We start from the raw sequence: 21,164 nt of genomic DNA on the forward strand, positions 1-21,164 counted from the left end.
ATAGCAGCTCAGGATACGCGGCCGGCGCACGGCTGGACCAGTGTCCCGCCCGGCGCGAAGCGCACCGCGATCAGCAGCAGGAGCACGACGCCGCCGGCCATCACCATCCACGCCTGGGCCAGGCTGGACGAGTGCTGGCGGATCAGGCCGGCGATGAACGGCATGCTGCTGGCGATGATGTAGCCGCCGCCCTGCACAAAGCCCAGCAACGCGCCAGCGCCGGCCGGGTCACGCACGTGGTCCATGCTGACGATCAGCGACAGGGGAAACAGGGAACCGATGCCGCAGCCCAGTAATATCACGGCGGGCAGCGCCAGTTGCGCGGGCGCCACGATCAGGCAAGCCAGGCCGGCCAGCACTGACAACAATACGGCCAGCAACAGGATGCGGCGGTCCGGGAAGCGGTGGATGATGCTGGAAATCACCAGCCCCGCCAGCACTTCCACCAGGGTCAGGCCGCCGAGCAGCAAGCCGCTGTCAGCCGCGCTCCAGCCCAGTTCCGTATAAAACGGCGGCAGCCAGGCCAGCACCAGGGTGTACGCACCCGTGCCGATGCCAAAGAACACCATCAGCAGCCAGGCACGGCCACTGCCCACGGGCAGGCTGGCGCCCGCGCCGCCGGACACCTCCACGCGCGCGGCCGATGCGCGGCGCCACAGCAGCGCGGCGGCCACGGCAGGCAGCGCCCACAGGGCCAGCAGCGCACTCCAGCCCCAGCTTTGCGCCAACGGTGAAGCGGACGCGGCGGCAATGGCCGCGCCGCCCATGATGCCCGTCGTATAAAAGCCCATCAGCTGGCCTGCCCGCTCGGGGAAATGGCGCTTGATGAAGGCTGGCAGCAGCGCCTGCACCAGCGCGATGCCCAGGCCGCCCAGGGCCGCCGTGGCGATCAGGCCGCCGCTGCCATGCAAGGGCCAGCGCAGCGCGCAGGCGGCAGCGATGATGGCGATGCCGAGACTGATGCCGAGCGCCACGCCCAGCCGGCGCTGCAGCTGCGCGCCCGCCAGCGCGCACACGCCCATGGCGAACACGGGCACGGTGGTCAGCAAGCCCGCGTCGGCATTGCTGATGCCCGTGCTGGCCTGGATACTGTCAAGCAAGGGGCCGATGGCCGCCAGGATGGGCCGCAGATTCAGACCCAGCAAGATGATGGCGGCCACCAGCAGGGCCGAAGACATTGAAGAAGAAAGGGGAGCGGCAGGTCGTGCGGAGGGCATGGGATAGTCCTTGCCTCGCTGGGAGGCACATGGTTTAATGCGTCATCAGAATATGACTCGATGAAAAGTATCTTAGCATAAAGATAGAAATCTATCTTGATGTCGAGATAAATGAATACCCATGACAACTACCCCGCAAGAACACACGCGCGCGCAATTTGCCGCAGCACAATGGCAGCGCGAACTGCCGCAGATGGATACCAGTGCCATGCAACTGGTGGGCCAGCTGGGCACGGTGGCGCAGCTGATGGCGCGCGACTGGCTCAATCCGCTGTTCGCCGAACACGGCTTGCAACCGGGCGAATTCGACGTGCTGGCGACCTTGCGCCGCTCGGGAGCGCCCTACAGCCTGATGCCGACGGCCCTGTACGAAGCGGCCATGCTGTCCTCGGGCGGCATGACCAACCGCATCGACCGGCTGGAAGCGGCCGGCCTGATCGAACGCCAGAAGCATCCGACGGACCGGCGCGGCGTGCTGGTGGCCCTGACACAAAGGGGATTGGACCTGATTGAAAAGCTGGTGCTGCTGCACGTGGAGAACGAGCGCGCCATGCTCTCGGCTTTGAATTCGGACGAGCAGCGCCAGCTCGACCAGTTGCTGGCCAAGCTGCTGCACGGCATGGCGCAGGCGAAGAAAGTTTAAGTTTAGGAAAGCAGGCGCGCCAGCTCGCGCAGCGCCGCATGGCCGCGCCGGGCTTTGCGCTGCAATTCTTCCGGCGCACAGTGTCCATACATGGCCTGGACGTGGCCCTCGCTGGCGGCGCGCAGGTCGAGTTCGCCCGCACCGGGATTGGGCAACTGCCCCTCGACAAGGGTCAGGAAATAATGGCGGGGCGCGCCATGCAGGTTGGTCGCGAACTGCAGCACCAGGCCGCTGTCGAACAGCAGCGCACCGCTGCACGCCCCTGTCTCCAGCAGCAGGCGATACGGCGGCAAGGGCCGCCGTATCGCGCGCAGCACGCTGGCCAGGCGTACTTGATAACCGAGTTCCAATCCATTCGCATGCAAGCGGCCGCCTTGCAGATACACCTTGAACGATGTTTGCACGGCCCGGTTGGCGCGGCGGAACCAGCGCTCATCCTCATACAGGCACAGCTGGCCGCCATCGCACAGCTCGTAAAATCCGCGCGCCAGCAGTTCCGGCGCCGTGAACGTGGCCAGGCCGACGGCCTGCGGCTCGCGCAGCCAGCCATCGTCAAGATAGGATTGCATCAGGGCGTGGATATCGTGGAAGGGCATAGGGGCAAGATCGGCGGTGGCAAAGGCCTGTATTGTAGGCCAGCCTATAATAGCCGGGCCACACCATCATTCAACGAACAGACCACGCCATGGCCCCACACGACGCGCTTTCCGAATTCGACCTGATCAAACAATATTTCGTGCGCCAGCGTCCCGGCCGCGCCACCCTGGGCATCGGCGACGATTGCGCGCTGATTACGCCCGGCGCCGGCAAGCAGATCGCCATCTCGTCGGACATGCTGGTCGAGGACCGGCACTTCTTTGCCGGCGCCGACGCACGCATGCTCGGCCACAAAAGCCTGGCCGTGAACCTGTCCGACCTGGCCGCCATGGGCGCGCGTCCCGTAGCCTTTACCCTGGCCCTGGCCCTGCCGCAAGCCGAGCGCGCCTGGCTGGCCGGCTTTGCCGAAGGCTTGTTTGCGCTGGCAGACGCATTCGGCTGCGAATTGATCGGCGGCGACACCACCAAGGGCCCTTTGAATATCTGCATCACCGTGTTTGGCGAACTGGTGCCGGGCCAGGCCCTGCGCCGCGGCGCGGCCGTGGCGGGCGACGATATCTGGGTCAGCGGCACCCTGGGCGATGCGCGCCTGGCGCTGGCCGGCTACCGCATGGAGCAGGAACTGGCGCCATCCGACCTGCTGACAGCAAGCGCGCGCATGCACACGCCGACGCCGCGCGTGGCGCTCGGTTGCGCCCTGGCCGAAGCGGGCCTCGCGCATGCGGCCATCGACATCTCGGACGGCCTGGTGGGCGACCTCGGCCACATCTTGAAAGCGTCGCAGGTGGGCGCCACCCTCGACGTCGACGCCTTGCCGGCCGGCCCCGTGCTGGCGCAACAGGCGACCATCGTGCGCCGCCGCTACACGGCCGCCGGCGGCGACGACTATGAACTGTGCTTCACGGCGCCGGCTTCCTCGCGCGACGCCATCGCCACCCTGGCGGCAAGCTGCGGCACGCCCGTCACGCGCGTGGGCAGCATCGAGGCGCAGGCGGGCTTGCGGCTGGTGGATGCGGCCGGGCAGCCGCTCGATTTGGCGCTGAATTCTTTCGACCACTTCAGCGAATAAAAATAAGGAATCCGCCGAATCAGCGCACCGCCATCCGCGCCAGCCCCGGCTGGTTCACCATCCAGTAGTGCTGGAAGGCCAGGCGGATGTTGTCGCGCAACTGGGTGTCGTCCCACGGTTTCGTATAGAAACGGTAGATGGCGCCCCGGTTGATCGAGTCGAGCACGGCTTCGAGGCCCGTGTAGCCGGACAGGATGATGCGGATGGTTTCCGGGTACAGCTCTTTTACTTTACTGAGGAATTCCGTGCCGCTCATGCTGGGCATGCGCTGGTCGCAGACGATCACGTGCACCCTGTGCAGGGCCAGCATTTCAAACCCTTCGGCCGGCGTGCTGGCCGTGAGAATCTGGTAGCCTTCGGGACGGAACAAACGGTGCAGGGACGACAGCACGTTGACGTCGTCGTCGACGATGAGCAGGGTTTGCGCGGGCTGCGCGGCCGGGTCGTGGCCGGGCGGCAGGCCGGCGCCGGCAACGATCATCTGCCCCAGTTCCAGCGCCGGCAGGGCGCGGCTGAAATAAAAGCCCTGGATTTCATCGCAGCGGTTGCGCCGCAGGTATTCCAGCTGCGGGCGCGATTCCACGCCCTCGGCCACCACGCTCAGTTTCAGGCTGTGCGCCATGCTGACGATGGCCAGCGCGATGGCCGCGTCGTTCGGATTGCTGGTGATGTTGCGCACGAAGGCGATGTCAATTTTCAGCTTGTCGATGGGGAAGCGCTGCAGATACGCGAGGCTCGAGTAACCGGTGCCGAAATCGTCGATGGCCACCTTCACGCCGATTTTCTTCAGCTTGCCCAGCACGACGATGGTGCGCTCGGCGTTCGACATCAGCGCCGTTTCCGTCAGTTCCAGTTCCAGCAATTCCGGCGCCACGCCATGCTGCGCCAGCGCGCGCGTCACTTCGCCTTCCAGGTCGCCTTCGGCAAACTGGCGGCTCGACACATTCACGGCCACGTGCACGGGCCCCACTTCGCTGTCGCGCCACTCGGCGATCTGGCGGCAGGCCGCCTGGATCACCCAGGCGCCGACGCGCACGATCAGGCCCGTGTCTTCCAGCACCGGCACGAATTCGGCCGGCGCCACCAGGCCGTAGCCGGGACGGCGCCAGCGCAGCAGCGCTTCCACGCCGCTGATGCGGCCCGTGCGCAAATCCACCTTGGGCTGGTAGTACAGGATGAACTGCTCGTGTTCGAGCGCATGGCGCAGCGCCAGTTCCAGGTCCAGGCGCGCCAGCACCTGCACGTTCATGCCGGCCGTGAAAAAGCGGTAGCCGTCGCGGCCCGCCTGCTTGGCGCCGCCCATGGCCGTATTCGCGTATTTGATGAGGGTTTCCGGGTCGGTGGCGTCGTCCGGGTACATGGCGATGCCGATGCTGGCCGTCAGGGTGGCCGCGTGGCCGCGCAAGTCGAACGGCGCACGCAAGGCTTCGCGCACCTGGTTCGCCACGGCCACGGCTTCCTGCTGGTTGCGGCTCATGGTGAGTATCAGCGCGAATTCGTCGTTGCCCAGGCGTCCCACGGTGTCGCGCAGGCGCACGCATTCGACCAGGCGGTTGCTGAACTGGCGCAGCAGTTCGTCGCCCAGCGCCGCGCCCAGGGTGTCGTTGATGCTTTTGAAGCGGTCGAGCGCGATGAACAGCACCACGATGCGCCAGCTTTTTTCCTGCGCCAGTTCGACGGCCTGGGCCAGGGTCTGGTAAAACAGGCTGCGGTTCGGCAGCCCCGTCAAGCCATCGTAATGGGCCAGGTGCTTCAGGCGCTCCTGCGCCTGGCGCCGTTCGCTGATGTCGCGCGCCACGGCGATCAGCAGCAGGCCGCCCGCACCCTGCCCGCCCGCCACGGGCGCCTGCGCATACCAGTGCCAGCCCAGTTCCACGGGCACCAGGCTCAGGTCGCGCCGCACCAGTTCGCATTCCGTCACTTCCGTGGCCAGGTGGGCCGGGCCGCCCGGCAGCGCGGCCAGCGGCGGGGCCGGCGGCGACGGCAGCAAGGTGCCGGGCGCCAGCGCCAGCAGTTCGCTGCGCGCATAGCCGAGCAGGCGGCATGCACCATCGTTGACGTCGACCAGGGTCATGCCCAGCACGTCGACGAGGAAGATGGCGTCGGTGGTGGCGTCCATGGCGCCGCGAAAGCGCTGCAGTTCCGCCGTGCGCTGGCCCACCGTGCGTTCGAGCAGGGTATTGTAGTGGCGCGCGGCGCGGTGCAGCAGCCGCACTTCGAGCATGTTGCGGATGCGCGTGAGCACTTCGAGCGCGTCAAACGGCTTGCTGATGAAGTCGCGCGCCCCCGCTTCCAGCGCCGCCAGCTTGGCGTCCGGGTCGGCGGCGATCACCAGCACGGGCAAATAGCCTTCCAGTTCCAGCGGGCGCAAGGCATCCATCACGTCGTAGCCGCTCATGCCGGGCATCACCAGGTCGAGGATGATCAGGTCGAACTGGTGGCGCTGGTGCAGGCCGGCCACGGCGCGCGCGTCGAGGGTGCTGGTGATGGCCGTGTAGCCGCCGCTTTGCAGCAGATGCTCGAGCAGGCGCAGATTGACTTCCTGGTCGTCGACGATGAGAATTTTCGCCGCATAGATATCGGCCTGGCTGATCATGGCGCGCCCGTTCCCTTCTGCCGGCGCTGCTGCGCCACGTAGGCCAGGGTGCTGTTGATCGCCTCGGTAAATTCATCGAGGTTGATCGGCTTGGTCAGATAGCGGTAAAAGCCCAGCGCCATGCTGCGCTCCACGTCGCCCGGCATGGCGTTGGCCGTCAGGGCGATGACGGGGATGTGCGCCGTGCGCGGATCGGCGCGCAGCAGTTTCAGCGCATCCGTGCCGTTCACGTTCGGCAGGTTGATGTCCATCAGGATCAGCTGCGGCAAATGCGTGCGCGCCATATCCACGCCCAGGCGGCCATCCGTTGCCGTCAGCAGCTGCAATTGCGGGCAGTAGCGCACGATTTCCTCGACCAGGGTCAGGTTGGCGGGATTGTCTTCCACGTACAGCAAGGTCACGGGGGCGCTGTGTTCGAGCAGCGCCCCGGCCAGGTCCGGCCGCGGCAAGGCCGGGGGCGCGGGCGCGGGCAAGGCATCGACCACGCGCAGTTCGATCCAGAACGTGCTGCCCTCGCCGGGAGCGCTGGTCACGCCGATGCTGCCATCCATCAGCTCCACCAGGCGCTTGGTGACCACCAGGCCGATGCCGCTGCCTTCTTCCGTGCCGCCTTCCTGTCCCAGCCGGTTGAAGGGCTGGAACAGCAGCGCCACCTGTTCGCCGTCGAGGCCCACGCCCGTGTCGCGCACGCTGATGCGCACCCGGCCGCCCGCCTGCGGCGCGCAATCGATGGCCACCTGCCCCTGCTCGCGGTTGTACTTGAGCGCATTCGACAGCAGGTTCAACAGAATCTGCTTGAGGCGCGTGCGGTCGGCCAGCACGTTCAGGGGGCAGGTGTCGGGAAAGGCCATGCCGATGCCGCGCTGGCTGGCCAGCGGCGCGATCATGTCGCGGCATTCCTGCAAGATGGCGTCCAGGCCCACGGGTTCGAGCGACAGGCTGACCGTGCCCGATTCCACCTTGGCCAGGTCGAGGATTTCATTGATCAAGGTCAGCAGGTGGCGCCCCGATTTCAGGATATGCCCGGCAAATTCCTTCTTTTGCTCCAGGGTCGACGGCAGGCGGTCGGAACTGAGGATTTGCGCAAAGCCCAGGATGGCGTTGAGCGGCGTGCGCAATTCATGGCTCATCGACGACAGGAAGGCCGACTTGGCATAGTTGGCGCTGCGCGCCTCTTCCATCGCCATGGCCAGTTCGCCATTCGTCATTTCCAGCTGCATCGTGCGCTCGTGCACGCGCACTTCCAGTTCCTGGTTCAGGCGCATGACTTCCTGCTGCGCCTCGGTGCGCTGTTCGCCTTCGCTGGCCAGCTCGCCGTTCGAGCGCTCCAGCGCCTGCGTGCGCAGCTCGATCTCGGCCAGCATCTTGTTGAAGGAATCGACCAGCTGCGCCACTTCGTCGACGCTGAGCTTGCGCGCGCGGCGCGAATAGTCGCCCGTCTCGATCACTTCACGCGCCACGTCGGCGATATCGAGGATGGGTTGCGTGATGACGAAATCGAGGCGGCGCAGCAGCAGCAAGGCCACCAGCAGCGCCAGCACCGTCACGCTCAGGGCGATGGCCAGGTAATCGGCCGTGCGGCCGGCCAGCTCGTAATCGGCGCGCAAATACACGGTGCCCAGCAGTTCGCCATTGTCGACGATGGGCTTGAACAATTCCACCGAACTGCCCTGGATGCTTTCGCCTTCCTTGCCCGCCTTCGCCGGCAGTTCGCCCACATGCTGGTTCGCGCGGTAGCTGGCAAACAGGCTGCCGTCCGCCTTGTACAGGGCGCCGGCCGTCACGCGCGGGCGGATGCGCATCAGGTTGAGGTTTTCCAGCGCCAGGCGTTCGTCGTCGAAGGCCAGCGCGGCCGAACTCATGTGCCCCAGCAGCTCGGCCTGGGTACTGATGTCGGCCACCAGGTTGCGGTGGTAGGCGCGCAAGTCGTAGACGACGATGGTGCCCAGCGAAATGACGAGCGCCACCAGGGTGGTCAGCAAGACCACCGACATCAGCTTGTGGCGGATGGAACGCAGTCGTATCATCTAGGCGCCTCCCGTCTGCACGCGGTAGGCGGCCAGCAGCATGCGCGCGCTGATGCGGATATGCGCCTGCGCCACGGGTTTCAGGGCCACGTCGAAGCGCACCTTGTCTTCGGCCATCACAAAATTGATCATGCTGCCCATCGCGTAGACCTCATCCGAATCGGATACCGTCAGCAACGCCAGGCCACGGCTGGCGGCCAGCATCTCCTGCAGCGCCGTTTTATCCAGCGCCCCCAGGTACAGCACGTGCAGCCCGGCCAGCGCTTCTCCGCGCCGCACTTTTTTCACTTGCACGGCGCGGCCGTTGACGCTATGCCCGGCCACGCTCTGTTCGAGCTGCTCGGCCAGCGCATCGGCGCCCGCCACGCCGATCACCAGCGGAGAGTCGGGCCGGGCAAAGCTGCCGTCGGGCCATTCGACATAGCCGGCAAACTTGTACAGATACCCGGCCTTGACCTGGCGTTCCAGCTCCCCCGGCACCTGCGCCCGCGCCTCGATACACAGCACGCCCAGGAGCAGCAATAGCCACTCCCAGCGGAGAGGGCGGCGGCCAGCACCGCGCGCGGAGCAGCGCAGGGGGCCAGGATGACGCCACCAGGTCCAGTTCAGAATTACCATGACAACCGAGTAAAGATAATGCTATACGAAGGCGCGGCACCATGCCGCTTGCCTGTTCGAGCGATGCGCACCAGGGTGGCGCAGCGACAGAGCGCCTGCCAGCCCGAAGTGGTAGCAAATGTATAAAAGAGTGTACGCATTTTCGCTGGTACCGGGGAAAGTTTCTTTTACCGTTGGCCATGCTACAGTCTTGCCACCATTTTCACCGCATGCAGGAGTCATCCATGAGCAACGAACTCGTCCCCCTCTCCACCGCGGTCGGCCTGGCCTTGCAGGCGAAGGGCCTGCTGCTGGCCACGGCCGAATCGTGCACGGGCGGCGGCGTGGCGCAGGCCGTCACCGATATTTCAGGCTCGAGCGCCTGGTTCGAACGGGGCTTCGTCACCTATTCCAACGGGGCCAAGACCGGCATGCTGGGCGTGCCCGCCGAGCTGATCGCCGCGCACGGCGCCGTCAGCGAGGAAGTGGCCGCCGCCATGGCGCGGGGCACCCTGGCCCACAGCGAGGCCCAGGTGGCCGTCTCGACCACGGGCATCGCCGGCCCCACGGGCGGCGTGCCGGGCAAGCCCGTCGGCACCGTCTGCTTCGGCTGGGCCATGGACGGGCGCGTGCAAACACAGCGGTTGGTATTCGCGGGCGACCGCCAGGCCGTGCGCGAGCAGGCCGTGGCGCACGCCTTGCGCGAACTATTGCGCTTTATCCAGTAGCGGCGGCGATGCAGGCGCGGTCGCGGCCCGCCTGCTTGGCCGCGTACAGGGCGCTGTCGGCGCGCATCAGCAATTCGTGACGGCCGGCGCCGTGGCGCGGATATTCGGCGATGCCGGCCGAAAAGGTGCAGCCGGACAGGCTGTGCGGCGCCTGCCGGATCAGCAGCTGGCGGTAGCGCGCGGCGATATCGTCGATCTTGTGCGCCGCGATGAGGCTGTCTGCTTCGCGCAACAGCAGGCAGAATTCCTCGCCGCCATAACGGCACACCATGTCGCTGCCACGCAGCTGGCTTTCCACCAGGCGCGCGAACTGGATCAGCACTTCATCGCCAAAGTTATGCCCGTAGGTATCGTTGACGCGCTTGAAAAAATCCAGGTCGATGATGGCGATGGCCACGGGCGCATCCGCATCGGCCTCGTGCAGGATGGCGTTGAGGCAAGTTTCGAAATGGCGGCGGTTGTACAGGCCCGTCAGGTGGTCGCGCATGGCCTGTTCCTTCAGGCTGTCCTGCAGGGAATTGACATGCAGGATCTGGTGCGCCAGTTCCCGGTTCAGGTGCTCGAGCTTGACGTTTTCCGATTCGCGCGCCGCCTGCAGCTCCAGCGCCTTGTCGCGCTCGGCTTTCAGGCTGTGCATTTCCTTTTCCAGGTTGCGCATCAGGCTGCGCGAGGCGCGCGCCGACTTGCTGCTGGCCTCGTAGGCGGCCTGGTATTGCTGCAGGAAACCATACGCCGCCTGCCATTCGCCCAGCTGGGCATTGATGTCGGACAAGCCGCGCAGGATCTGCTGCTGGTGAAACGGATTGCGCGTCCAGCTCAGCAGGCTGTGCGCCTGCGTCAGGGACGCCAGCGCCTGCGCCGTCTGGCCCGCGTGCAAGTCCAGCTTGCCGCGCACCAGCCACGCATGCATCTGCTCTTCCAGGTCCTGGCCCCGGCGCGCATATTCTTCGGCCCGCAACAGCAATTGCAGCGCGCTGTCGGGCTGGCGCAGCAGGATGGCAGCGTGGGCGGCGATACAGAACAAAAAGGCGCGCACGGCCAGGTCTTCTTCCGGCCACTCGTAAAACGGTTCCACCAGCGCCAGCGCCTCGGCCGGCTTGCCCGTGGCCAGCAGGCACATGGCCAGGTTGGCCGAAACGATGGTTTGCTGGTATTTGAGCTTTTGCGTGCCGATGATCTCGAGCGCCTCGACCAGCAGGGGGATGGCGTCTTCATCGTTGCCCAGGTCATGCTGCGACGACGCCAGGTTCGACAGGCTGTTGACCCGGTGCGCGGGGCTGCCGAAACGCTCGGCGATGTCGAGCGCCAGCAGGAAATTGCGCGGGCCGTCCTGCGTATCGCCACGGTTCAGGGCATCGACGCCCAGGCGCGCGTACAGCATGAACTTGTGCAGGGAGTCGGGTATCTGCGCGGCCTGGCTGCGCGCCTGCAGGAAATGCTGCTCGGCATCGGCAAAATCGCCGCGCCGGCTCGCATATGCGCCCTGCAGGGCGGCCACTTCCATGCCCCCTTCCAGGTCGCCGCTTTGCTGGAAATACGCGCCCAGACGCTCGCACGACGGTTCGGCCTCGCCCGCGTAATACGCCAGCCAGCAATGATTGAGTTCCGCATACGCGCCGCCGCGCGCATACTGTTGTCGTTGCGCCGCCGCCAGCGCCATCTGCGCCAGCCGGCGCGCCTGGCGGCGGTTGCCGACCAGGCAAGCCAGGGCTTGCTGATTCAGACGGTCAATGTCGGCTTTATCGAGACTGGAGATCGGCACTGCGTCCTCGTTCACACTCTGGGGTGCATTTTTCACACAAAACTTGCTCTGTATCAATGGTATCCTGATTAACATCATAACCAGATTCGCTGTTCCGCATGGCATATTTGCAAAGGATTGTGGTAAAAATGCCAGTCGTGGCCTGGCCGGGCGCTTGCGCCGCTGTCACGGATCTTTGATTGTCACTGACGCAACAACTTGGAGTAGTCGCAATGCAAAACACGGTACATTTCATCCTGCAGGGCAAGGGCGGCATCGGCAAGACCCTCGTCTCTACCCTGCTGGCCCAGTGGATAGGCGGCAAGGACGACACGCCTTTGCGCTGTTATGACACCGATCAGGAAAACGCCACGTTCTCGCGCTACAAGGCGATGAACGTCAAGCATGTGCCCGTGATGACGGATGCGCGCAACATCGATCCGAAACGCTTCGATGCGCTGATGATCGACATTCTCGAAACGGACGGCAACTGCGTGATCGACAATGGCGCGAACACGTTTTCGCCGCTGATGGGCTACCTGCTGGAAAACGACTGTTTTTCGCTGCTGGAAGAATCGGGCCGCAAGGTCTATATCCACACCATCGTCGGCGGCGGCGACACCCTGCACGACACGGCCACGGGTTTTGTGGCGACAGCCCAATCGACGAAAGTGCCGCTGGTGCTGTGGCAAAACGAACACTTCGGCCTGCTGCAATCGGCGTCCGGCAAGCAGTTTATCGAATCGCAGTCATACGCCGACAACCGCGTACGCGTGAAAGGCAGCATCACCTTGAGCCAGCGCAATCCCGACACCTTCGGCGCGGACGTCAAGAAGATGAACACGGCGCGCCTGACGATGCAGGAAGTGCTGCAGAACGACAAGTTCAACATCATGGAAAAGCAGCGCATCAAGGTCGTCTACCGCGACATCTTCGAACAGCTCGACAAGGTGCAGTGGTAGATGGACCAGCACAAACTGCGCAGCCACGTATTCGACAAGACGGGCATCAAGATCGACGTCGATGACCCGATATTCGCCCTCGTGGCGCTGAACGAAGCCGTGCTGGCGGAAACCGTCGAGCGCCAGCTGGCCCTGCTGGACGCCGCCACGCAAGCGCTGGCGGTGCAGGCGCGCGCGGCGGGCGGCTTGCCTGCGCTGCCGCCAGCCACCCTGGCCAGCCCTGCCGATAATGCAACGGCGCCAACCGTCGGCTTCACGCCGCGCGAATGGCGCCTGCTGGGCGCGGCGGCCATCGTCTCCATTGCCAGCGCGCTGCTGGTGCTGGGCGGCGCGGCCCTGCTTTATAGACTGTAGCACCGTCGCGCTGCGCCAGCCACGAGCGAGCAGCAGCGTCTTCTCCACCTATCCCTGGAAGCATGCATGAAACCAATCAAACTGCTGGCCCTCCCCGCTCTGCTGCTGTCGCTGTACGGCGCCCCGCTGACCCTCGCCCACGCCGCCGATGCGGCCGTCACGACGGGTGCGACTTCCGTGCCGCACATCGCCTATGAAAAATACACCTTGCCCAACGGCCTGGACGTCATTCTCGTGGAAGACCATAAATTGCCCGTCACGGCCGTCAATATCTGGTACCACGTGGGTCCCGCGAATGAAGCGCCGGGGCTGACGGGCTTTGCCCACCTATTCGAGCACATGATGTTTGCCGCCACCAAGCACGTGCCGCGCGGCATGGCCGACCAGTTGCTGGAAGGCGCGGGCGCCACCGACTCGAACGGCAGCACGGATTTCGACCGCACCAATTATTTCGACACGGTACCGTCGAACCAGCTGGAACTGGCCCTGTGGACGCACTCCGACCGCATGGGCTACCTGCTTGACGTGCTCGACCAGACGGCGCTGACGAACCAGCAGGACGTGGTGCGCAACGAGCGCCGCCAGAGCGTGGAGAATGCGCCCTACGGCATCGTGCAGGAAGCCCTGTACCACCAGCTGTTTCCCAAGACCCACCCATATTACGCCAGCGTCATCGGTTCGCACGCGGATATCCAGAACGCGAAACTGGCCGACATCAAGGATTTCTTCACCAAATACTATGGCCCCAACAACGCCAGCCTGGTGATCGCCGGCGACATCGACAAGGCGAAGACCAAGGAACTGGTCAACAAGTATTTTGGCAGCTTCAAGAGCGGCCCGGCCGTGCCAAAACCGAACGTCGTGACGCCGCCCATCACGCAGGAACGCCGCATCGTGGTGCAGGACCGGGTGGAATTGCCGCGCGTCTTCATGGCCTGGCTGACGCCGTCCGCCTACACCAGGGATGACGCGGAACTGTCGATGGCGGCGCACATCCTGGCCGGCGGCAAGTCCAGCCGTTTATATAAATCCCTCGTGTACGACAAGCAGATCGCCCAGGATGTGGGCGCCAGCCAGGGCTCGAACGCCCTCACCTCCATCTTCACCATCGACGCGACGGCGCGCCCGGGCCACCAGCCCGAGGAAATCGAACAAGCCTTGCAAGCGGAGCTGGAGCAATTGCGCGCCAAGGGCCCCACCGAGAAGGAACTGGAGCGGGCGCGCAACAGCATCGAAACCACCATGCTGAGCCAGGTGGAAAAAATGGGCGGACGCGGCGTGGCCAACTTGCTCAACGAATACAACCAGTACCTGGGCGACCCCGGCTACCTGGCCAAGGATATCGAGCGCTACCGCCAGGTGACGGCCGCCGGCGTGCAGCGCGCCGTCGACCAGTACCTGAAAAACCAGTCGCGCGTCGTCGTCTACGGCGTTCCCGGCAAGGCGGATCTGGGCGCGGAAGTGCCGACGCCGGCGCCGGGCAAGGTCAAGCCTGCACCAGGCACGGCCATCAATGCGGACGAGCCATGGCGCAATGCCGTGCCGAAGGCCGGTCCCGCACCGAAGATTGTTTTACCGCAAGGAAAATCGTTCACCCTGGCGAACGGTTTGACCGTGATCCACCACTACAACGGGGCCGTGCCGCTCGTTTCCAGCCAGCTGGTCATCAAAAGCGGCTCGGGCGCCAATCCGCTGGCGCAGCCGGGCTTGTCGAGCTTTACGGCGCAATTGCTGCAGGAAGGCACGGCCACGCGCAGCGCACCGCAGATCGCCGACGATGTGGCGCAGCTGGGCGCCCTGCTGAGCACTGGTTCCGACACGGATGCCTCGTTTGCCCAGTTGACATCGCTCAAGGCCACGTTCCCGCAAGCGCTGGACGTGCTGGCCGACGTGGTGCTGCACCCGCAATTCCCGCAAGCGGAAGTCGAGCGCCAGCGCGCCAGCCGCATCGGACAGCTGGCGCAGCAGCGTGAAAACGCGGGCGCCGTGGCCGCCCGCGTGGAAGCGGCGGCCCTGTATGGCCCGCAGCATCCGTACGGCTACATCCAGCTGGGCACGGAAGCGGCGCTGAAGGCGGCCAGCCGCGCCGACCTGCAAGGTTTCTGGCAGCAGCATTACCTGCCGAACAATGCGGCCCTGATCGTCTCGGGCGATATCGGCGAGGCGGAATTGAAGGCACTGGCCGAAGCGAAGTTCGGCAGCTGGAAGGCAGGTACGGTGGCGCAGTCCGTGGCCGCAGCACCGCAGACGACGCAGGCAAAATTGATTATGGTCGACAAGCCGGGCGCGCCGCAAACGGCCGTGCGCCTGTCCGCCATCGCCGTGCCGCGCGCCACGCCCGATTACGCGCCGCTGCAAGTGATGAACGCGGCCCTGGGCGGCTTGTTTACCAGCCGCCTGAACACCAACTTGCGCGAAGAAAAGGGGTATACCTATGGCGTGCGCTCGCAATTCCAGTACCGCAATCAGCCTGGACCATTCTCGATTGCCGCCAGCGTGCGCACCGATGTGACGGGCCCGGCCGTATCGGAAACCGTCAGGGAGATCCGCGCCATGATCGCCAAGCCCTTGAGCAGCAAGGAACTGGCGAATGCGCGCAACTCGCAGGTGCTGTCCTTGCCGGGCCAGTTCGACACGAATGCCAGCATCAGCGCCAGCATGGCGAACGCGTATATCTACGGCCTGGGCCTCGACTATTACACGACCCTGCCGCAGCGCTTTGCCAGCGTGACGGACAAGCAGGTGCAGCAGGTGGCGAAAAAATACCTGCAGCCGGAAAAGCTGATCGTCATCGGCGTGGGCGACAAGGCGAAGATCGCTCCGCAATTGTCCAAGCTGAAGCTGGCGCCGGTGGAACTGCGCGACGCGGAGGGTAACGTCAAATAAGGCTAGCGGCGCTTGAACAGCGCCAGCTTGTCGATGATCGCCGCCACGGCCACGCCGGCCGTGTAGGCGATCAAATCACCCCAGCCGAAGGCGGAACCCAGTACCAGGTGCCCCAGCGGATGCGCGCGCAGCGCGACAAGCCACGGCGCCTGGACCAGCTGGCCGAATTCCACGGCAAAGCAGATCAGCAAGGACCACGATGCCAGTTGCCAGGTACGCATGCGCGTGGCGATGATGCCCAGCGCAAAGACAATCATCATGGCCCACAGGGCGTCGCCCGGATACTTGCCGAGCGCGGCGGGGACGAATTGGGGATAGGCGCGCGAGGCCAGGCCCAGCGCGATAACAGCCACGGTTGCGCCCACCTGCAGCAGGCGGCGGCGTTCAGGTTTTACCAGGAACATATTTCCATTCAAAGGCACAATACGGGCCGAACCATTGCGGCCCGTCCGATATTGTACTGCGCGGCCGTGTCCGCCTGTAGCCTAATGCGCCTGGACACGCTCAGTCCAGGTCGACATTCTGCGCCAGGAAATCAAGCAAGACGCGCACGCGCAGCGGCACATGCCCGCCTTGCCCCACGAACACGGCATGCACTTCCTCGCTGTCGCCGGGGTTGCAGTCTTCCAGCAGCGCCAGCAGACGGCCGGCCGCGATATCGGCTCGCACCTGGAAGGCAGCCAGGCGCGCCAGTCCCAAGCCCGCCAGCGCCAGTTGCCGCAAGGCTTCGCCATCGCTCGCCTGCGCATTGCCCGTGACCGGCACGACGATGTCGCCTTCAGGCAAGCGCAGCGGCCAGCCCGAGCGCGCGCGCGCGTAGTTGGCATCGAGCAGATTGTGCGATGCCAGCTCGGCAGGCGTCAACGGCGTGCCGCGCCGCGCCAGGTAGGCTGGCGACGCCACGATCACCATGCGCGTCTGGCCCAGCTTGCGCGCCAGCAAGCTGGAACTTTTCAGGGGACCGGCCCGCACGGCCACATCCGTGCGCTGCTCGAGGATATCGACCACTGCATCCGTGAGTTCGATGTCGAGCGTCACCTCCGGAAAGCGTTCCAGAAACAGCGGCGCCAGCGGCAACAAAAAATGCTGGCCGAACGGCACGTTCGCATTCACGCGTATTTTGCCGCGCGGCACATCCTGCACACCGGCGCAGCGCTCGGCCTCGTCCAGGGCCGCCAGCACGTGCCGGCCCCGTTCATACAGGCCGCAGCCCTCGGCCGTCAGTTGCAGCTGGCGCGTGGAGCGGTTCAACAGGCGCGCGCCCAGGCGCTCCTCCAGCCGCGAGACGAGCTTGCTGACGGCCGAAGGCGTCATGCCGCAGGCGCGCGCGGCGGCGGAAAAGCCGCCCAGTTCCACCACGCGCACAAACACTTCCAGCTCGCCGGAACGGTTCACTTCCAGTCTGGCCATTGTGAATTCAACTCATAAATGTTCTTCGATGAGATAGTCTAGTGCATAAATGGCTTTGCTTTCATCATGCGCACATTCCCCTTGATGAAGCGAGCCGCCATGCAACGATTCTCCCTCCTCCCCGCCGCTCTGCTGAGCCTGGCACTCGGCACGAGCCCTGTCCAGGCCGCCAACGCCGATACCACCTGGCTGGCCAGCTGGACGGCCAGCCCGCAAGCCGTGTGGAGCAGCGACTTCCTGTTCCCCAGCAATGTGCCCGCCGTGCTGCACGGGCAAACCGTGCGTCAGGTGGCGCGCCTCAGCGTGGGCGGCCCGCGCGTGCGCATCGTGCTGTCGAATGCATATGGCAAGGTGCCGCTGCGCATCGGCGAGGCCACCGTGGCCCTGGCCGCATCCGGCTCAGCCATCAAGCCCGGCAGCCTGCGCACGCTGACGTTTGCCGGCCAGCCCTCGGCCAGCGTGGCGCCGGGCGCGCCGATCATCAGCGACCCCGTCGACCTGTCCGTGCCGGACCTGGCCCGGTTGACGGTCAGCATCCATTTGCCGCAAGCCAGTCCCGTCTCCACGTTTCACTGGGATGGACGCGAGACGGCGTGGATCGCCCCGCATGACCAGACGCGGGCCGCGCGCATCGATGATGCACAAGCCGGCGTGCAGACCACCACGGCGCGCCTCTTGCTCAGCGCCATCGAGGTGCAAGCGGCGCCGGGGATGCAAGCCGTGGCCATCCTTGGCGATTCGATTACCGATGGCGCCAGCGCCAGCCTGGGGATGGATGCGCGCTGGCCCGATTTCCTGGCCGCTCGCCTGGCGCCGCAGGGCGTGGCCGTGATGAATGCGGGCATTTCCGGTGCGCGGCTGTTGTCCGATGGAATGGGAGTCAATGCCCTGGCGCGCTTCGAGCGCGACGTGCTGGCGCAACCGGGCGTGCGCTCGGTGGTCGTCTTGTTGGGGATCAATGACATCAGCTGGCCCGGCACGGCGTTTGCGCCACGGGAAAAACGGCCGACATTGGAGGAACTGAGCAGCGGCTACGTCCAGCTGGTGGCCCAGGCCCGCAGCCGCGGCGTGCGCGTGGTCGGCGCCACCCTGACGCCGTTCGCAGGTGCCCTGCCCGGCACGCCCCTGAGCGACTATTACCAGCCAGAAAAAGATGCGCTGCGCCAGCAACTGAATGCGTGGATACGCAACAGCGGCACGTTCGACGCCATACTCGACTTCGATGCCTGGGCGCGCGATCCCGCGCATCCGCTGCGCCTGCTGCCCGCCTACGACTCGGGCGACCACCTGCACCCGGGCGACGCGGGCAACAGGGCGCTGGCGGAAAGGATAGCCCTGCCGCTGCTATTGAATCAGTCGCCGAGGCCCGCGTACAAAGCCGTGCTCAAGTAGCGCTCGCCGAACGACGGGATGATGGTGACGATGGTCTTGCCCGCGTTTTCCGGGCGGCGCGCCACTTGCAGGGCAGCCCACAGGGCGGCGCCCGACGAGATGCCGACCAGCAAGCCTTCGTCGCTGGCGGCCAGGCGCGCCGTGGCAAACGCGTCGTCATTCTTGACGCAAATGATTTCGTCGTAGATGGCCGTGTTCAAAATCTGCGGCACGAAGCCGGCGCCGATGCCCTGGATCGGATGCGGCCCTTTCGTGCCTTTCGACAGCATCGGCGACGCTTCCGGTTCCACGGCGATCATTTGCAGGCCAGGCTTGCGTTCCTTCAGCACTTCGCCGATGCCGGTAATCGTGCCGCCCGTGCCCACGCCGGCGATGACGATGTCCACTTGTCCATCCGTATCGCGCCAGATTTCCTCGGCCGTCGTGGCGCGGTGGATGGCGGGATTGGCGGGATTGTTGAATTGCTGCAGCATCAGGTAGCGCGGGTCGGCTGCCACCAGTTCCTCGGCCTTGCGGATGGCGCCCAGCATGCCTTCGCTGCCGGGCGTGAGCACCAGCTCGGCGCCATAGGCGCGCAGCAGGATGCGCCGCTCGCGGCTCATGGTGTCGGGCATGACGAGGGTGCAGCGGTAGCCGCGCGCGGCGCAGACCATGGCCAGCGCGATGCCCGTGTTGCCGCTGGTGGGCTCGACGATGACGGTATCGGGATGAATCTTGCCTGCGGCTTCCGCGGCGACGATCATGGACAGGCCGATGCGGTCCTTGACGCTGTGCGCGGGATTATAGAATTCGAGTTTGGCCAGGATGGTGGCCACACTGCCGGCGGCGATGCGGTTGATGCGCACCAGGGGGGTGTTGCCGATCAGTTCAGTGACGTCGTTGGCGATGTTCATGGGAGTCTCCACAGCAATTACAGAAGAATCCAGTCTACCGCTTTTTCACGGCAGCGCACGTGGTGCGCTGCCGAAACTGAACAATTACTTCACGTCCAGCAATTCCACGTCGAAGATCAGTGCCGAGTTCGGCGGGATGTCGCCGTTGCCCGCGCCGCGCGGACCATAGGCCAGTTCGCCTGGAATGATCAGGGTGCGCTTGCCGCCCACTTTCATGCCGGCCACGCCCTGGTCCCAGCCCTTGATGACCATGCCCTTGCCGAGCGGGAAGTCAAACGGGCCACGGCCCACGGAACTGTCGAACTTCTTGCCGCGCGAATCTTTCGCCAGGGGACGGTACAGCCAGCCCGTGTAATGCACGGTGACATTACTGCCAGCGGACGCTTCCTTGCCCGTGCCGACCTTGTTGTCGATCAGAATCAATTTATCGGCGACAGGGCCGGGGCTCAGCGAGACGGCGGAGGCGGGAACAGGCGCTGGCGCCTGTGCCTGCGCCAGCGACGCGGCGACGGAGCAGATCAGGGCAAACAAAACGGAGCTACGCGTCATGATGTATTCTTTCAGTGAGTTTCGGTGAGATCCCTGCACCTACGAACCTGGCAGGGAACGCCAATAATAGCAAACCGCCGCAACGATAGGAAAAACTTGTCGCCCGATACCCATTGCCCCCGCCTGTTTTACGCCCTGTGGCCCGATGCGGCCACGCGCGCGGCGCTGGCTGCCTGGCAGGCGCGCCTGGACGGCAAGCCCGTGCGCCCGGACAAGCTGCACCTGACCCTGGCTTTCCTGGGCCAGCGCCCGGCCAGCGAGCTGCCGGCCCTGCTGGACATCCTGGCGCACTTGCCGGCGCGTCCCATGCCCTTGCTGTTCGATCACGCCAGCCACTTCCCCAAGCTGGCGCTGGCCTGGGCCGCCCTGGCGCAGCCCTCGCCCGCCCTGCTGGACGTGCGCGCGGCCTGCATGCACGGCCTGATGGAGCAGGGGCTGGCGCCGCGCTTCGAGCACGACCGCTTTACGCCGCACGTGACACTGGCGCGCCAGGCGCCGCCACCGGCCAGCCAGGACTTCGCGCCCATCGCCTGGCAGGCGGACGAGCTGGTGCTGGTGGAATCGTTCAAAAGCAGCGGTGACTACCGCATCCTGGCCAGCAGGAAATTAACCTAGGCGGCGTCCGGCACTGGCATTGGCGCTGGCACTTCAGCAACTTTGTCCTGGCGCAAGCTTTTCAGCGCATGGGCTGCCGCCACCATGCCGAAGCTGGCCGTCACCACCACGCTGGAACCGAAGCCGGCACAGTTCAGGCCCGTGACGCCGGCGGGCGCACCATCGATGGCGCACGCTTCCGCGCTCTCGGGTGTGCTCAACGGTTCCATGGAAAACACGGCGTCGACATTGAATTTGTTTTTCACGCCACGGGGGAAACCATATTCGGTGCGCAACAGTTTTCGCACACGCTTGAGCAGCGGTTCCTGTTCCGTTTTCGCCAGGTCGCGCACGGCAATCAAGGTCGGGTCCGTCTGCCCGCCCGCGCTGCCGATGGTCAGCATGGGAATGTTGCGCGCGCGGCAATACGCGATCACGGCCGCTTTCGCCTTGGCATTGTCGATGGCGTCGACGAGGTAGTCGAAATCGCACCCGCCCAGCAACTGGTCCAGATTATCAGGGGTAATAAAATCCTCGACCTGCGTGACCTGGCAAAACGGGTTGATCAGTTCGATGCGTTCGGCCAGGGCCGTGATCTTGGCCTTGCCGATGGTGTCGCTCATGGCCTGGATCTGGCGGTTGATATTCGATTCGGCAACATTGTCCAGGTCGATCAGGGTCAGGCGGCCGACGGCGCTGCGCGCCAGCGCTTCGACGATCCAGGAACCGACGCCGCCCACGCCGATCACACACACATGCGCGGCGCGGAAGCGTGCCAACGCGGGGGCGCCGTACAGGCGGGCAATGCCGCCGAAGCGCCGCTCAAAATCGATCTCGGTCAAGTCCATGGAAATTAGTTCATTGGTGGAGGTATGCATGGCGCCATTTTAACGGACACTGCGCTGGCGG

The 21,164-nt window shown here is 65.3% G+C and carries 19 protein-coding genes; 8 read left to right on the plus strand and 11 right to left on the minus strand.

The genetic code is table 11. The annotated features are described in order from the left end of the window. Nucleotides 1–8 precede the first annotated feature (8 nt). The gene (locus tag JAB1_RS21310) at nt 9–1,217 is read right to left on the minus strand and encodes an MFS transporter (RefSeq protein WP_070281664.1); all 1,209 of its coding nucleotides are present in this window, start codon (nt 1,215–1,217) and stop codon (nt 9–11) included. Nucleotides 1,218–1,338: 121 nt separating this feature from the next. On the opposite strand from JAB1_RS21310, the gene JAB1_RS21315 reads away from it, so the two are divergent. Next, entirely contained in the window at nt 1,339–1,860 is a 522-nt protein-coding gene (locus JAB1_RS21315; protein WP_070281665.1) for a MarR family transcriptional regulator, read from the plus strand. A 2-nt stretch (nt 1,861–1,862) separates the two neighbouring features. On the opposite strand, the gene JAB1_RS21320 is transcribed toward JAB1_RS21315, so the two are convergent. Further along, nucleotides 1,863–2,429 (minus strand): hypothetical protein, encoded by a 567-nt coding sequence (locus JAB1_RS21320; RefSeq protein ID WP_139144626.1) that lies wholly within the window; start codon nt 2,427–2,429, stop codon nt 1,863–1,865. Between the two features lie 116 nt (nt 2,430–2,545). On the opposite strand from JAB1_RS21320, the gene thiL reads away from it, so the two are divergent. Next, a complete protein-coding gene (gene thiL / locus JAB1_RS21325; protein ID WP_070281667.1) occupies nt 2,546–3,526 on the plus strand; it encodes a thiamine-phosphate kinase in 981 nt (326 codons plus the stop codon). 19 nt (nt 3,527–3,545) lie between these two features. Here thiL and JAB1_RS21330 read toward each other — a convergent pair whose 3' ends face one another. From JAB1_RS21330 to JAB1_RS21340, 3 genes are read right to left on the minus strand one after another with little or no spacing between them, the layout of a single operon-like run. Then, nucleotides 3,546–6,122 carry an EAL domain-containing protein gene (locus tag JAB1_RS21330; protein WP_034780557.1) on the minus strand — a complete coding sequence of 859 codons (2,577 nt, stop codon included), beginning with the start codon at nt 6,120–6,122 and terminating at the stop codon, nt 3,546–3,548. Next, nucleotides 6,119–8,149, minus strand: coding sequence for an ATP-binding protein (locus tag JAB1_RS21335; RefSeq protein ID WP_034780560.1), 2,031 nt, complete (start codon nt 8,147–8,149; stop codon nt 6,119–6,121). The genes JAB1_RS21330 and JAB1_RS21335 overlap by 4 nt, the downstream gene beginning before the upstream one ends. Continuing rightward, nucleotides 8,150–8,671, minus strand: a complete 522-nt coding sequence (locus JAB1_RS21340; RefSeq protein WP_034780562.1) for a YfiR family protein — start codon at nt 8,669–8,671, stop codon at nt 8,150–8,152. It abuts the gene before it with no gap. 320 nt (nt 8,672–8,991) lie between these two features. On the opposite strand from JAB1_RS21340, the gene JAB1_RS21345 reads away from it, so the two are divergent. Then, nucleotides 8,992–9,474: a CinA family protein gene (locus tag JAB1_RS21345; protein ID WP_070281668.1), complete on the plus strand. Its 483-nt coding sequence runs from the start codon at nt 8,992–8,994 to the stop codon at nt 9,472–9,474. On the opposite strand, the gene JAB1_RS21350 is transcribed toward JAB1_RS21345, so the two are convergent. After that, a complete protein-coding gene (locus JAB1_RS21350; RefSeq protein ID WP_034780832.1) occupies nt 9,464–11,236 on the minus strand; it encodes a GGDEF domain-containing protein in 1,773 nt (590 codons plus the stop codon). The two genes, JAB1_RS21345 and JAB1_RS21350, sit on opposite strands and share 11 nt — an antisense overlap. Before the next feature lie 212 nt (nt 11,237–11,448). On the opposite strand from JAB1_RS21350, the gene JAB1_RS21355 reads away from it, so the two are divergent. From JAB1_RS21355 to JAB1_RS21365, 3 genes are all read left to right on the plus strand, one after another. Beyond that, complete coding sequence (locus JAB1_RS21355) at nt 11,449–12,177, plus strand: hypothetical protein (protein ID WP_034780566.1); 729 nt, start codon at nt 11,449–11,451, stop codon at nt 12,175–12,177. Next, on the plus strand, nt 12,178–12,531 hold the full coding sequence (locus JAB1_RS21360) for a hypothetical protein (RefSeq protein WP_070281669.1): 354 nt from the start codon (nt 12,178–12,180) through the stop codon (nt 12,529–12,531). 66 nt (nt 12,532–12,597) lie between these two features. Beyond that, on the plus strand, nt 12,598–15,417 hold the full coding sequence (locus JAB1_RS21365) for a pitrilysin family protein (protein ID WP_070281670.1): 2,820 nt from the start codon (nt 12,598–12,600) through the stop codon (nt 15,415–15,417). 2 nt (nt 15,418–15,419) lie between these two features. On the opposite strand, the gene JAB1_RS21370 is transcribed toward JAB1_RS21365, so the two are convergent. Both JAB1_RS21370 and JAB1_RS21375 read right to left on the minus strand, forming a co-directional pair. After that, nucleotides 15,420–15,821, minus strand: coding sequence for a DUF2809 domain-containing protein (locus JAB1_RS21370; protein WP_052140015.1), 402 nt, complete (start codon nt 15,819–15,821; stop codon nt 15,420–15,422). 100 nt (nt 15,822–15,921) lie between these two features. Next, nucleotides 15,922–16,827, minus strand: a complete 906-nt coding sequence (locus tag JAB1_RS21375; protein WP_070281671.1) for a LysR family transcriptional regulator — start codon at nt 16,825–16,827, stop codon at nt 15,922–15,924. A gap of 99 nt (nt 16,828–16,926) precedes the next feature. On the opposite strand from JAB1_RS21375, the gene JAB1_RS21380 reads away from it, so the two are divergent. After that, nucleotides 16,927–18,219 (plus strand): SGNH/GDSL hydrolase family protein, encoded by a 1,293-nt coding sequence (locus JAB1_RS21380; RefSeq protein ID WP_254672180.1) that lies wholly within the window; start codon nt 16,927–16,929, stop codon nt 18,217–18,219. Here JAB1_RS21380 and cysK read toward each other — a convergent pair. Then, complete coding sequence (gene cysK / locus JAB1_RS21385; RefSeq protein ID WP_034780574.1) at nt 18,180–19,112, minus strand: cysteine synthase A; 933 nt, start codon at nt 19,110–19,112, stop codon at nt 18,180–18,182. The genes JAB1_RS21380 and cysK overlap by 40 nt on opposite strands. An 84-nt stretch (nt 19,113–19,196) precedes the next feature. Continuing rightward, the gene (locus JAB1_RS21390; RefSeq protein ID WP_034780576.1) at nt 19,197–19,661 is read right to left on the minus strand and encodes an FKBP-type peptidyl-prolyl cis-trans isomerase; all 465 of its coding nucleotides are present in this window, start codon (nt 19,659–19,661) and stop codon (nt 19,197–19,199) included. Nucleotides 19,662–19,757: 96 nt separating this feature from the next. On the opposite strand from JAB1_RS21390, the gene thpR reads away from it, so the two are divergent. Continuing rightward, nucleotides 19,758–20,276, plus strand: a complete 519-nt coding sequence (gene thpR, locus JAB1_RS21395; protein ID WP_070254640.1) for an RNA 2',3'-cyclic phosphodiesterase — start codon at nt 19,758–19,760, stop codon at nt 20,274–20,276. Here thpR and tcdA read toward each other — a convergent pair. After that, nucleotides 20,273–21,133: a tRNA cyclic N6-threonylcarbamoyladenosine(37) synthase TcdA gene (tcdA, locus tag JAB1_RS21400; protein ID WP_070281673.1), complete on the minus strand. Its 861-nt coding sequence runs from the start codon at nt 21,131–21,133 to the stop codon at nt 20,273–20,275. The genes thpR and tcdA overlap by 4 nt on opposite strands. Nucleotides 21,134–21,164 lie beyond the last annotated feature (31 nt).

This window comes from Janthinobacterium sp. MP5059B, from assembly GCF_001758645.1.
Lineage (GTDB): Bacteria > Pseudomonadota > Gammaproteobacteria > Burkholderiales > Burkholderiaceae_D > Janthinobacterium > Janthinobacterium lividum.

Coding starts and splice junctions, on each gene's coding strand:
- JAB1_RS21345 (WP_070281668.1), top strand. CDS start 8,992: ATGAGCAACGAACTCGTCCCCCTCTCCACCGCGGTCGGCCTGGCCTTG.
- JAB1_RS21365 (WP_070281670.1), top strand. CDS start 12,598: ATGAAACCAATCAAACTGCTGGCCCTCCCCGCTCTGCTGCTGTCGCTG.
- JAB1_RS21390 (WP_034780576.1), bottom strand. CDS start 19,661: ATGACGCGTAGCTCCGTTTTGTTTGCCCTGATCTGCTCCGTCGCCGCG.
- JAB1_RS21315 (WP_070281665.1), top strand. CDS start 1,339: ATGACAACTACCCCGCAAGAACACACGCGCGCGCAATTTGCCGCAGCA.
- tcdA (WP_070281673.1), bottom strand. CDS start 21,133: ATGCATACCTCCACCAATGAACTAATTTCCATGGACTTGACCGAGATC.
- JAB1_RS21380 (WP_254672180.1), top strand. CDS start 16,927: ATGCAACGATTCTCCCTCCTCCCCGCCGCTCTGCTGAGCCTGGCACTC.
- thiL (WP_070281667.1), top strand. CDS start 2,546: ATGGCCCCACACGACGCGCTTTCCGAATTCGACCTGATCAAACAATAT.
- cysK (WP_034780574.1), bottom strand. CDS start 19,112: ATGAACATCGCCAACGACGTCACTGAACTGATCGGCAACACCCCCCTG.
- JAB1_RS21330 (WP_034780557.1), bottom strand. CDS start 6,122: ATGATCAGCCAGGCCGATATCTATGCGGCGAAAATTCTCATCGTCGAC.
- JAB1_RS21335 (WP_034780560.1), bottom strand. CDS start 8,149: ATGATACGACTGCGTTCCATCCGCCACAAGCTGATGTCGGTGGTCTTG.
- JAB1_RS21310 (WP_070281664.1), bottom strand. CDS start 1,217: ATGCCCTCCGCACGACCTGCCGCTCCCCTTTCTTCTTCAATGTCTTCG.
- JAB1_RS21320 (WP_139144626.1), bottom strand. CDS start 2,429: ATGCAATCCTATCTTGACGATGGCTGGCTGCGCGAGCCGCAGGCCGTC.
- JAB1_RS21375 (WP_070281671.1), bottom strand. CDS start 16,827: ATGGCCAGACTGGAAGTGAACCGTTCCGGCGAGCTGGAAGTGTTTGTG.
- JAB1_RS21360 (WP_070281669.1), top strand. CDS start 12,178: ATGGACCAGCACAAACTGCGCAGCCACGTATTCGACAAGACGGGCATC.
- JAB1_RS21355 (WP_034780566.1), top strand. CDS start 11,449: ATGCAAAACACGGTACATTTCATCCTGCAGGGCAAGGGCGGCATCGGC.
- JAB1_RS21370 (WP_052140015.1), bottom strand. CDS start 15,821: ATGTTCCTGGTAAAACCTGAACGCCGCCGCCTGCTGCAGGTGGGCGCA.